This window comes from Streptomyces abikoensis (assembly GCF_014648775.1).
In the GTDB taxonomy this organism is placed as follows: Bacteria; Actinomycetota; Actinomycetes; order Streptomycetales; family Streptomycetaceae; genus Streptomyces; species Streptomyces abikoensis.
In genome coordinates, this window is sequence record NZ_BMRT01000005.1 from 306,856 (window position 1) to 318,911 (window position 12,056).

Consider the following 12,056-nt stretch of genomic DNA (forward strand, 5'->3'; position numbering starts at 1 on the left):
GCCGCCCCGAAGAGCTGCAGGGCCTGAACAGGCCCTGCAGCTCTTCGAGTTCGCGCCCCATCCTCTCCGGAAAACGGGTGCCTGCCTCTCACCCCTCGCCGTAGGATCGCCTCTCCGGTATCGAGATCGAGAAAGGCATGGACATGCCGACCCCGGACAACATCGCACTGACCCACGGATTACCCTTCGAGCGGGATATCGAGGAGTCGGAGGAAGAACTGGATGCACCAGACGAAATAGACCCGGTAGGTTTCTGGGAGGCGAAACAGCGCGACCTGCTCACCAGCGTCCTCGACTACAACCTCAAGTCCCTGACCGATCTGGTACGGACCGGAAAAGTCGACCTCTCGCCCAATTACCAGCGCAGGAACCGCTGGAATAGTATTCGCAAGTCGGAACTCATAGAGTCGTTCCTCATGAACGTCCCCATCCCGAACGTCTTCCTCAACGAAGACGCCTACGGACACTACTCGGTGATCGACGGGAAGCAGCGCCTCACGGCTATCAGCGAATACCTGCAGGGGAACTTCCGACTCCGTGGGCTCAAGGTCTTCTCCGAGGCCAACGGCCTCTCATTCAAAGAGCTTCCCGTAACGCTTCAGACCATCCTGGAGACCCGAGCCAACCTCCGGGCTGTCATCATCCTCCGCCAGTCCGACCCGGATATCAAATACCAGGTCTTCCGGCGCCTCAATACCGGCGGCATGCGCCTGAACCCGCAGGAGATCCGCAACAGCGCCTGGCCCGGCGAGCTCAACGACATGATCCTCGAGGAGTCAACCTCTCCCGAGTTCCACGCACTGCTAGGGATCCGGGACCGTAACCGGTCCGCCATCTACCGGGAGATGCGGGACGCGGAATTTGTCCTCCGCTACCTGTCCTTCCGAACCAACTGGGCTACATTCTCCGGCGGCATGGGGCGGAAGCTCGACTCGTACATGGGGGAGCAGCATAAAATCTCCTCCACCGAGGTCGAGCACCTGCGCGCAGAATTCCGTGGAGCGATCAGAAGAGCTCGCGCCGCCTTCGGAGAAAACGCCTTCCAGCGCTGGTCACCAGAGAAGCAGACCTGGCGAAAGCAGGTGCTTGCAGCCCTCTTCGACGCCGAGATCTTCGCCCTCTCAGAGTTCGCCGAGGAAGACCTACTCATCCATCAGGCAGAAATCTTGGAGGGCGTCAAAAACCTCTTCAGCGACAAGGAATTCCGTGGGGTGGTAGACGCGGCCACGAACACACCGGCATACTTTCGGGCCCGAATCCAGATCATGAGGGACATGATCGCCCGCACGATCGGCTGAGTCGCGTGTCCGCATCCCTAGAGCTGCTCGACTCAAACCTACTTTCAGTACGTGCACTGATCTCCTTGGAATCGGTCTACGCTGACCCGCCGAAAGAGCGAGAGCTCCCCACAGTCTCCGCTCTACGGGGAGCATGCACTGTGCTGACCGTGGCGGCATTCGAAAAGTTTCTCCGCGATGTGTTCGAGGAAGAACTAGACCACATCCGACAGGCCGGCATAGCCGCATCTGCACTCCCGACCAAATTACGGGTCGAGGCGGCTTTCGCCTCACTGGAGCTGGCGATCAAGGGCGACCATGCAAGCAAGGGAACGGAGCGCGAGCAGCGCCTGAACAACATCCTGGCAGTCGCCGCGATGCTCTCCCAGGACAGCTTCGACCCCAAGGCTCTCGCCGCAACAAACAGCAATCCCGACTCGCTGTGCGTCAAGCGAATGTTTAAGTCGGTCGGCGTTTACGAGGTCTTCCAGAAGGTCACTCCCAAGTTCCTCAAACTGTGGGGCAAACCGGAAGTCTCCGGTTTCGAGGCGCAGAAGCTCGACGGTCTGCTCGGCTCCCGTCACCAGGTGGCGCACACAGCGCAAGCGCTGCACATATCGCGACAGGAACTGACCTATAACACCCGCTTCGTCGAGGTGCTCGCACAGTCACTACAGGAGGTCCTCGCTGAGCACGTGACCGAGATCATCTGTAGCGTCCTATGACAACGGCTCTCCGCGGCTCGCCGCGGAGAGCCGACAGCCGCCACGTACCAGCCCCGTGCTTCCTTTCTGCGGCTGGTTGGCGCACGACAAGTCACCCGAATCCGTCGGTGTCCACGCTTGTTGATGTCAGATACGGATGTCGCCTGGCTTGGCTCCACCTCGGGCCTGCGGCCAAGCCAGCATCTCCGGTCGGCTGATGTCACAACCGTTGGTACGCCCTCGGCATCAGCATTTGTCGGCACCGCGCGGCTCAGGCTGATGCAGACCGGGCCATGGGGCGTACCCACCTGCCACGCCTCTCACTGATCAAGGTCGTGGGAGCAGAACCGATTCATGAGCCTGCCAAGCTGCTGCAGACCAACCTGACAGGGCCGGGCTTGGAGAAATGAGCCCTGAGCTTGGGAATCTCCGGCTGCTCGGGGCCAGCAACTCACCTGATCTGCAACCACGGTTATCCCTGGCCTGCCCTGCCGGGTTGGCTGCCGTTGGCCGTGAGTGACCGCTCGTTCTGATGTCCATCCGACGCAGAAACGGCCCCTTCCCTGATGTGGTGACTGTACGATCCATCAACTTCTGTTCTGTGACACCGCCTTGGAGACACAATGCCGGATTCGATGATGAGACCAGTCCCACCTATGCCTTCTGAGCCGCCAACGGTGGGGGCGGAACCTCGAAGAACCGGGTTGACAGCCGTAGCACTCGGCTCAGCCGTCTTAGCGCTCGTGGTAGCCCTCACATGGTCTCCGGGAAAGAGCCATGGGGGATCAAGCCCATCTACGGCCCCCTGTGGTGTCACGGGTGCCGCGTGCCCTGTACGCGAAGAGGCGGATAGTCGACCGGGCGGGCAACCTGCCCTCCCCCAGCAGCCGCGGCAACCGCAGCGGTTCCAGGTATGCGACACGGTGAAGGTCCCGTACGGCCATGGCTACAGCAATGCCTACACCTATGAGCAGCGTTGTCACACCGAGGTGCGTTGACCGGTAGTCGGCTTCCGGCACGAGCCGCAGCGTACCCGCTGCCGCTGATCTGCATTGCCGCGCTTCGGTGGCACCGGCTGTGCCAACAGGCAGCCTCCGAACATAATGGATTCCAGTTCGCGGCGAGCTCGCACGTCTTCGTCACCCGGACTGGCCGTCCCGTAGAGCCACGGAATCTCAGTCGCTCCTTCACCCGGATCACCGATGCCGCCGGCCTTCGCCGCATCCGGCTGCGCGACCCTGCTCGTGGCTGCCGGGGTGCCCCCCCCCCCCCGCATCGTGATGGAGATCCTCGGGCACAGTCAGATCAGCATCACCATGGATGTGTACACGCACGTGGCGAGCGAAACGCAGCCCGAAGCGATCAGCCATACGGACCGGCTGCTGAAGCGGCGACGCGACCGTGAGTGATCGCGTTCGTTGATGTCATCCGTGGATGTCAAAGACCCCCGGCCAAGATCGGCCGGGGGTCTTTGCGCTGGAGCCGCCTGTCGGACTCGAACCGACGACCTTCGCTTTACAAGAGCGGTGCTCTACCAGCTGAGCTAAGGCGGCATGCGAGACGCAGTCTACCCACAACGACTTCGTGACCCGCCACCTGCTGACAACGGCTTCCGGCCCCGGTAGCGTCACGGGAAACCCAGCCCGATTGGACTGGACCACTCCCTCTACTCGGATCGTCCGGCACGTTCCTGCCGGTGAAGGGATCACATCACCATGGCCACGGTCACATACGACAAAGCCACCCGGATCTACCCGGGCGCCGACAAGCCCGCCGTCGACCAGCTCGACATCGCCATCGAGGACGGGGAGTTCCTGGTCCTCGTCGGCCCCTCCGGCTGCGGCAAGTCCACCTCCCTGCGGATGCTGGCGGGGCTCGAGGACGTCAACGGCGGCGCGATCCGCATCGGCGACCGGGACGTCACCCACCTGCCGCCCAAGGACCGGGACATCGCCATGGTGTTCCAGAACTACGCGCTCTACCCGCACATGACCGTGGCCGACAACATGGGCTTCGCCCTGAAGATCGCGGGCGTGCCGAAGGCGGAGATCCGCCAGAAGGTCGAGGACGCCGCGCGCATCCTGGACCTCACCGAGTACCTGGGCCGCAAGCCCAAGGCCCTCTCCGGCGGCCAGCGCCAGCGCGTGGCCATGGGCCGCGCCATCGTCCGCGAGCCGCAGGTCTTCCTCATGGACGAGCCGCTGTCCAACCTCGACGCCAAGCTGCGCGTCCAGACCCGTACCCAGATCGCGAGCCTCCAGCGCCGCCTCGGCATCACCACCGTCTACGTCACCCACGACCAGGTCGAGGCCATGACCATGGGCGACCGCGTCGCGGTGCTCAAGGACGGTCTGCTCCAGCAGATCGACTCCCCGCGCAACATGTACGACCGGCCGGCCAACCTCTTCGTGGCGGGCTTCATCGGCTCCCCCGCGATGAACCTCGTCGAGGTGCCGATCACCGACGGCGGAGTGAAGTTCGGCTCCGACGTCGTGCCCGTGCCCCGCGAGGCGCTGACGGCCGCCGCCGACAAGGGCGACCGCACGGTCACCGTGGGCGTCCGGCCCGAGCACTTCGACGTCGTCGAGCGGCCCGAGGGCAGGACCGACGAGCCCGGCGGCGTCGCCGTGACCGTCAACGTCGTCGAGGAGCTCGGCGCCGACGGCTACGTCTACGGCACCGCCGAGGTCGGCGGCGAGCGGAAGGACATCGTCGTCCGCGTCAACGGCCGCCGGGTGCCCGAGAAGGGCTCCGTGCTCCACGTCGTGCCGCGCAGCGGCGAACTCCACGTGTTCTCCACCTCCAGCGGCGAGCGCATCGGCGACTGAGCGTAACCAAGGGGGCGCGCCTCGCGTTCGGGTCCGCAAGGGCCCCGACGCGGGGTGCGCCCGGGCGGCAAATACCCCGGCACACCTCGCATTTCGAGCTCCGTACGTCAACTCAACCGTCATTCTGATAACCATCGACATCCCCCGACCGGGTGACTAAATGGAGCGGCTTCATTACGCCTCGCTACCATCTGCGGCATGAACCAGGCCGCCCGCCGCATCGGCAGAACCCTCGCTCTCGTCCTCCCGGTCGTTCTCGTGCTCTCGGGGACTCTCGCGGTGACCCGCGTTCCCTGGGCGGCGCCGACCGCCGAGTCGCAGGTCCTCACCGCGTCCTCCGACAACGCCTCGACCGTCGCCAAGGCCCGTGCGCCGCACGAGGTGCTGCGCGACAAGCTGCTGCTGGAGCTCCAGGAGAAGAACCCCGGCGTCGCCCTCACGCACCTTCAGGAGGCGACCAACGGCCGCCCCACGCTGGCCCAGCACTGCATGGCGATCGCCCGGGCGCTGGGTGAGGCCGCGCGCAAGAAGTACGGCGAGCGCAAGGCCCAGTCCTTCGCCCGCCCTGTCTGCGACACGGCCTTCGCCGCCGGCGTCCAGAGCCACTGACCGCCCCCACCGCCGGCCGCACCTCCCTTGGCGGCACCGCTCGCGGCACCGCATATCGTGCGGAGCATGACCGGCACGCAGCACAGCCCGTACAGCCTGTACCCGACGCAAGCCGTGATCCTGGCCGGAGGCCAGGGCTCGCGGCTCCGTCCGTACACCGACGACCGTCCCAAGCCGATGGTCGAGATCCCCGGCACGGGGGTCCCGATCATCGGCCATCAACTCGCCTGGCTGGCCGCCGAGGGCGTCACCGACGCCGTGGTCTCGTGCGGCCATTTGGCACGCGTCCTGGAGGACTGGCTCGCCACGGCCGAACTGCCGCTGCGGGTCACGACGGTCGTCGAGCCCGAACCCCTCGGCCGGGGCGGCGGCCTGCGGCACGCGGCCGCCTCCCTGCCCCGCCCCGACGAGCCCTGGTACGCCACCAACGGTGACATCTGGACCCGGTTCTCGCTGCGCGAGATGGCCGCCTTCCACCATGAGCGGGACGCCACGGCGACGCTCGCGCTGGCCCGGCCGCGGATTCCGTGGGGCGCGGTGGAGACCGACGAGTTCGGCCACGTCCTCGACTTCGTCGAGGCGCCGCCCTCGCCGTATCTGATCAACGCCGGCGTCTACGTCTTCTCGCCCGCCTTCACGGGCCTGCTGCCCGAGCGCGGCGACCACGAACGCACCACGTTCCCGCGTTTGGCGCGCGAGCGCCGCCTTGCCGGGTTCCCGCTGCCGCAGGGGGCGTACTGGCGGGCGATCGACACGGCGAAGGATCTGGCGGAGGCCGCCAAGGAACTGGCGCGGTAGCGCCCCGTCGGGGCAACGCACCGAAGGGGCGCGGGGAACTGCGCGACCAGCCACGACGCACCAGCAGGTGACGCGCAGCGTGGTCGGTTCACCGCGGGCCGGTGGGGGCTGAGCGCGCAGTTCCCCGCGCCCCTTACGGGGCACGGGGAACTGTCCGCGTACCGGCGGCGGCTAGCCGAGGAGCCCCCCAAGGGCTCCGCCGGAGGTGCCACCGCCCGAGCCGCTGGTGGAACCGCCGGAGCCGCCACCCGCCGAGCTGCCCGTCGTCGCACCCGACGAGCTGTGCTGCGGGGCCGCCGGAGCCGGCGCCTGGTGGGGGGACTGCGGCGCCGGGCGGACACTGCCCGCGCTCCCGCTGGACTGCCCCGCGCCGCCCGCCGACGCCGTGGGCGTGTGGACCGTGCCGGCCGGCGCGGACGGCGTGGCCCCGGGGGTGGGCGTCTTCCGGTTGGACGGGCTGGGCTTCGGCGTGCCCGAGGCCGCCGGGCCGTGCGAGCCGCGCGGCGAGGACGACGAGGGCCGCTGCGGCAGCGGCGAACCCTGCAGGCTGTTGGACGGCGGGGGCGGGGTCCCGGGCGTCTCGGCGACCCGGGAGGAGCGGACGGCCCCGCCCAGCATCGACCCGGTGAGCAGGGAGATCCCGATGAGCACCGTCGCCATGACCGTGCCCCGGCGCAGCACGCGCCGCCGCAGCGCCCAGAGCTCGGCGCGCGGCCCGAGCCGCCGCCAGGCCTCGCCGGCGAGCCGGCCGTCGACGGAGTAGAAGGGCGCCCCGGCGATCACCAGGGGGCTCCAGGCGGCCAGGTAGATGATGTCGGGCGCGCCGTAGACCGGGGTGGACCGCCAGCTGACCGTGACGAGGAGGATCACGGAGAGCAGCACGCCGACGGCGGCGGCGAGCCGCTGCCAGAGGCCGAAGATGGTGAGGACGCCGATGACGACCTGCGCGAAGGCGACGCTCAGGCCCGCGCCGACGGGGTGGGCGAGGGCCAGCTCGCGCAGGGGTTCGGCGGCGGCCCAGGGGTGGAGCTGGTGGAGCCAGGCGACCAGGGAGCCGCGCTTGCCGCCGTCGAAGTAGACGGGGTCGCAGAGCTTGGTCATCCCGCCGTAGACGGAGATGAGGCCGAGGAAGACGCGGAGGGGGAGGAGGACGACGCCGAGGTTCATCCGGCGCCCGGGGTAATAGGCGTGGCGGACGGAGTCGCCCTGGCGCCCGCGCCGGAGCTCGTCCTCGTCGGCGTCCTGCTCGTCGGCGAAGTCGTCGAGGTCGCCGAGATCGTCGGGGTGGCCGGCGTCCTCGTCATAGGCGCTGTGGGCGGGGCGCATGCCCTGGAGGAGGCGGGTCGGCGGCCCGCCGTGCTCCTCGGCCGACCCGCGCGGGCCGATCACCGTGGCCGGGGCGTCCTCGACGCTGACGCGCGGCAGCACCTGGGTGACGCCCGCGTCCCCGCCGCCGGCCGTGGGCAGCGGGCCGGTGAGGCCGCTGAGGCCGCCGGAGTCGCGGACGGCCTGGAGGAGCTGGGTGGAGGCGGAGTCTCCCGGCCCGGTCCGCCCGCTCCACACCACGGGGGCGCGGCGCTTGGCCCCGGCGCTCTTGGCGGCGGGCATCCGCGCCGTGTCCACTCCCCCGGCGAACTGCCGGGCTGCGCGCGGGGGCCGGGCGAGCTGCACCCGGAAGCTCAGATGGTTGACGATGACCTGCGCGGGGTCGGACGGGACCTTCACCGTACTCAGCGCGGGCTGGTCGTCGTACCCGGAAGAGCTTCCCCCCGTAGGTGTGCGGGGTGTTCTGGTGTCCACACTCATCTAACCGAGTGACCGGAGGTTAGGACACTGCCTTGACCGGTTGGATGTGTCCAGGACCCGTCAATATCTTCAGCAGAACGTCTTCAGCACAACGTCTTCAGCACAACGCGCGGCGGCCGGGGAGGAGACTCCCCGGCCGCCGCGCGGTCACTGGTCTCAGGCGCGGCGGCGCGCCGCCTCGTAGAGCACGACGCCCGCGGCGACACCGGCGTTCAGCGACTCGGCGCCGCCCGGCATCGGGATGCGCACGCGGAAGTCGCAGGTCTCGCCGACGAGGCGGGAGAGGCCCTTGCCCTCGCTGCCGACGACGATGACGACCGGGCCCTCCAGGGCGTCCAGCTCGTGGAGCTCGGTGTCGCCGTCCGCCGCGAGGCCGACGACCATCAGGCCCTCCTTCTGGTACGCCTCGAGCGTCCGCGTCATGTTGGTGGCGCGGGCGACGGGCGTCCGGGCGGCGGTGCCGGCGGAGGTCTTCCAGGCGCTGGCGGTCATACCGGCCGCGCGGCGCTCGGGGACGACCACGCCGTGGCCGCCGAAGGCGGAGACGGAGCGGACGACGGCGCCGAGGTTGCGCGGGTCGGTGATGCCGTCGAGGGCGACGATCAGCGGGTCCTCGCCGTTGTCGGCGGCGTGCGCCGTCAGGTCCTCGGGGTGGGCGTAGTCGTACGGGGGCACCGAGAGGACCAGGCCCTGGTGGTTCAGGCCGTTGGTCATGCGGTCCAGCTCCGGACGCGGGGCCTCCATGAGGTTGAGGCCCTTCTCCGTGGCGAGCTGGATGGCCTCGCGCACGCGCTCGTCGCTGTCGACGAACTGCTGGACGTAGAGCGTGTTCGCGGGCACGCCCTCGCGCAGCGCCTCGACGACCGAGTTGCGGCCGACGACGAGCTCGTTGGCGCCCTTGGGGCCGCCGCGGCGCGGGGCCGGGCGGCGGGCGGCCTGCTTGGCCTGGGCGTTGGCCATGCGGTTCTTCTTGTGGCCCTTGCGCATGCTCGCGGGCGGGGTCGGGCCCTTGCCCTCCAGGCCTCGGCGCCGCTGGCCGCCGCTGCCGACCGTCGCGCCCTTCTTGTTGGACGTGCGACGGTTCCTGCGCTGGCTGTTGCCGGCCATGGGGGTCACCTGACTCTTTCTTCTGCCGCCCTCGCACCGCTCGGCCCTGGCGGGCCTCACGGGCTTCGGACAGCTGCGCCGGACTCCGTCCGGCGGCTGCCTACCTACTACGTACGTACGAAAAGTGTCCCTCAGGACAGGGTCCAGCGGGGGCCGGAAGGAGTGTCCTCGATGGCGAGGCCGGTCTGCTGGAGCTGGTCGCGGATGGCGTCGGCGGTGGCGTAGTCCTTCCGCGCCCGGGCGCCCTCGCGCTGCTCCAGGACCATCCTGACCAGGGAGTCCACCACGCCGTGGAGATCGTCCCCGTGGCCGGGGCCGGTGGCGGCCCAGTGCTCGTCGAGCGGGTCCAGGCCCAGGACGCCGAGCATGGCGCGGACCTCGGCCAGCCGGGCGACGGCGGTCTCCTTGTCGTCGGCGGTCAGGGCCGAGTTGCCCTGCCGGACGGTGGTGTGGACCACCGCCAGCGCCTGCGGCACACCGAAGTCGTCGTCCATGGCCTCGGCGAACGCGAGCGGCACCTCGGAGGCGGGCTCGACGGGGCCGACGAGCTCGACGACGCGCTGCGTGAAGCCCTCGATGCGGGCGAAGGCCGCATCGGCCTCGCGCAGGGCCTCCGGGCTGTACTCGATCATGGAGCGGTAGTGCGGGGTGCCCAGGTAGTAGCGCAGCACGATCGGGCGCCACTGCTTGAGCATCTCGGAGACGAGGACGGAGTTGCCGAGCGACTTGGCCATCTTCTCGCCGCTGATGGTGACCCACGCGTTGTGGAGCCAGTACGAGGCGAAGTCGTCACCGAAGGCCTTGGCCTGGGCGATCTCGTTCTCGTGGTGCGGGAAGATCAGGTCCAGGCCGCCGCCGTGGATGTCGAAGGACTCGCCCAGGTACTTGTGCGCCATGGCCGAGCACTCCAGGTGCCAGCCCGGGCGGCCGCGGCCCCAGGGGGTCTCCCAGCTGGGCTCGCCCTCCTTGGCGGCCTTCCACATGGCGAAGTCGCGCGGGTCGCGCTTGCCGGTCTCGCCCTCGCCGGAGGGCTGCAGCAGATTGTCCAGCTCCTGGTTGGAGAGCTGGAGGTAGCCGGGGAAGGAGCGCACGTCGAAGTAGACGTTGCCATCGGCCGCGTAGGCGTGGCCGCGCTCGATCAGGCCGCGCATCATCTCGACCATCTCGGTGACGTGGCCGGTGGCGCGGGGCTCGACGGTGGGCGGCAGGCAGCCGAGGGCCGTGTAGCCGTCGTTGAAGGCGCGCTCGTTCTCGTAGCCGATCGACCACCACGGGCGGCCCTGGTCGGCGGCCTTCGCGAGGATCTTGTCGTCGATGTCGGTGACGTTGCGCACGAACGTGACGTCGTAGCCGCGGTAGGCGAACCAGCGGCGCATGATGTCGAAATTCAGGCCCGAGCGAATGTGCCCGATGTGCGGAGCGGCCTGTACGGTCGCACCGCAGAGGTAGATCGAGACGCAGCCCGGAACGAGCGGGGAGAAGTCACGGATCTGCCGGGCGCTGGTGTCGTACAGGCGAATGCTCACGGCACCAGGGTAGTGGGCCCGAGGGGGTGCATCGCCCCTGGCGGCGCGGGCTGACTCGATAACGGGTACGAGCCCGGACGCCTACTGCGGCGGAGCGACAGCTTCCGCGGAACCGGTGGCGGGTCTTTGACCTCTCCTTACTATCTGCACATGATAGGGGGCCGCGTGGTAGCTTCCCCGGCGGTCACGCCTTCCCGGCCAGGCCCGCGATAAAACCAGCGAAATCCGGACACAGGACTCAGGAGGGACGTTGACGTCCTCCGTGACGGTGCAGCAGCGGCAGAAAGAACGTCCTGCCTCACCACCCCCGCGAATAGCACCCAAGGGGAGACTCGCCGCACTGGATGGCCTGCGTCTGCTCGCCGCCCTCATGGTCGTGCTCTACCACTACATCGCCTTCAACAGCGCCGCCTGGTCCAAACCGGCCACCGAGCGTTTCCCGGTGGCGTACGTGCCCGCGTCCTACGGGTGGCTGGGCGTCCAGCTCTTCTTCCTCATCAGCGGCTTCGTCATCTGTATGAGCGCCTGGGGCAGAAACGTCGGTGATTTCGCGGTCTCGCGCGTCACCCGGCTCTACCCCGCCTACTGGTTCGCCGTGCTCGCCGCGACGGTCGTCGTCTCCATCTGGCCTGTGAACGGCGTCGGGCCGTCGCTGAGCGACGTCGCGGTCAACCTCACGATGTTCCACGAGCCCATGAAGGCCGCGCCCGCCGACGGCGTCTACTGGACGCTGTGGGTGGAGATCCGCTTCTACCTGCTCTTCGCGCTGCTGATCGCCTGGAAGGGGCTGACCTACCGGCGCGTCGTCGGCTTCTGCGTGGTCTGGGCCATGGCCGCCGCCGTGGCGGCGGGGCTCGACGTCGACGCGCTGGACGCCGTGCTGATGCCGAACGACTGCTGGTTCTTCATCGCCGGCATCGCGTTCTACCTGATGTACCGCTACGGCCCCAACATGCTGCTGTGGGGCATCGTCGCCGCGACCTTCCTGGCCGGCCAGCACTTCGCGCTCAACACCCACCACAACGTCCAGAAGTACGTGGGTCACAAGCTCCCGCTGTGGCCCACGGTGATGCTGCTCGCCCTCTTCTACGCGGCGATCGCGGCGGTGGCGCTCGGCAGGACCAGCCGGATCAACTGGCGCTGGCTGCCGACGGCGGGCGCGCTGACGTACCCGCTCTACCTGCTGCACGAGCGCATCGGCTGGACGGTCATCAAGGAGTTCGAGAACGACATCTCGCGCTACGTCCTCGTCCCCGCGCTCGTCGTGCTGATGATGGTGGCCTCCTGGCTGCTGCACCGCTATCTGGAGCGCCCGCTCGCCCGCGTGCTCAAACGCGGCATGACGAAGGCGCTCGCGGACATGCGCGCGCCACGCGAGCGCGTCTGACGCCACGCGAAGAC

Annotated in this window: 9 protein-coding genes, 1 tRNA gene and 1 pseudogene; 7 read left to right on the forward strand and 4 right to left on the reverse strand. The window is 68.6% G+C overall.

What is annotated here, in order from left to right:
* Positions 1-137 precede the first annotated feature (137 nt).
* From IE096_RS19255 to IE096_RS19265, 3 genes and pseudogenes are all read left to right on the forward strand, one after another.
* Positions 138-1,298: a DUF262 domain-containing protein gene (locus IE096_RS19255; RefSeq protein WP_189453350.1), complete on the forward strand. Its 1,161-nt coding sequence runs from the start codon at positions 138-140 to the stop codon at positions 1,296-1,298.
* 5 nt (positions 1,299-1,303) lie between these two features.
* A complete protein-coding gene (locus IE096_RS19260; protein ID WP_268248329.1) occupies positions 1,304-2,002 on the forward strand; it encodes a HEPN domain-containing protein in 699 nt (232 codons plus the stop codon).
* A gap of 997 nt (positions 2,003-2,999) precedes the next feature.
* A pseudogene (locus IE096_RS19265) lies at positions 3,000-3,390 on the forward strand (tyrosine-type recombinase/integrase); the annotation flags it as partial.
* 68 nt (positions 3,391-3,458) lie between these two features.
* Here IE096_RS19265 and IE096_RS19270 read toward each other — a convergent pair.
* Positions 3,459-3,534 (reverse strand) — tRNA-Thr (locus IE096_RS19270).
* Positions 3,535-3,696: 162 nt separating this feature from the next.
* Between IE096_RS19270 and IE096_RS19275 the strand changes: the two genes are divergently transcribed.
* The 3 genes from IE096_RS19275 (at position 3,697) to IE096_RS19285 (ending at position 6,216) form a co-directional block, all read left to right on the forward strand.
* Positions 3,697-4,809 (forward strand): ABC transporter ATP-binding protein, encoded by a 1,113-nt coding sequence (locus IE096_RS19275; RefSeq protein ID WP_189453354.1) that lies wholly within the window; start codon positions 3,697-3,699, stop codon positions 4,807-4,809.
* 198 nt (positions 4,810-5,007) lie between these two features.
* Positions 5,008-5,418 (forward strand): hypothetical protein, encoded by a 411-nt coding sequence (locus tag IE096_RS19280; protein ID WP_189453356.1) that lies wholly within the window; start codon positions 5,008-5,010, stop codon positions 5,416-5,418.
* A 66-nt stretch (positions 5,419-5,484) separates the two neighbouring features.
* Entirely contained in the window at positions 5,485-6,216 is a 732-nt protein-coding gene (locus IE096_RS19285; protein ID WP_189453358.1) for a nucleotidyltransferase family protein, read from the forward strand.
* Between the two features lie 171 nt (positions 6,217-6,387).
* Here the strand turns inward: IE096_RS19285 and IE096_RS19290 are convergent, their stop codons facing one another.
* The 3 genes from IE096_RS19290 to cysS all read right to left on the reverse strand — a co-directional run bounded on the left by IE096_RS19290 (position 6,388) and on the right by cysS (position 10,655).
* Positions 6,388-8,022 carry a DoxX family protein gene (locus IE096_RS19290; protein WP_189453360.1) on the reverse strand — a complete coding sequence of 545 codons (1,635 nt, stop codon included), beginning with the start codon at positions 8,020-8,022 and terminating at the stop codon, positions 6,388-6,390.
* 156 nt (positions 8,023-8,178) lie between these two features.
* Positions 8,179-9,129 carry a 23S rRNA (guanosine(2251)-2'-O)-methyltransferase RlmB gene (rlmB, locus tag IE096_RS19295; RefSeq protein ID WP_189453363.1) on the reverse strand — a complete coding sequence of 317 codons (951 nt, stop codon included), beginning with the start codon at positions 9,127-9,129 and terminating at the stop codon, positions 8,179-8,181.
* Between the two features lie 131 nt (positions 9,130-9,260).
* Positions 9,261-10,655 carry a cysteine--tRNA ligase gene (gene cysS, locus IE096_RS19300; RefSeq protein WP_189453366.1) on the reverse strand — a complete coding sequence of 465 codons (1,395 nt, stop codon included), beginning with the start codon at positions 10,653-10,655 and terminating at the stop codon, positions 9,261-9,263.
* A gap of 268 nt (positions 10,656-10,923) precedes the next feature.
* On the opposite strand from cysS, the gene IE096_RS19305 reads away from it, so the two are divergent.
* Complete coding sequence (locus IE096_RS19305) at positions 10,924-12,042, forward strand: acyltransferase family protein (protein ID WP_268248331.1); 1,119 nt, start codon at positions 10,924-10,926, stop codon at positions 12,040-12,042.
* Positions 12,043-12,056: the final 14 nt, after the last annotated feature.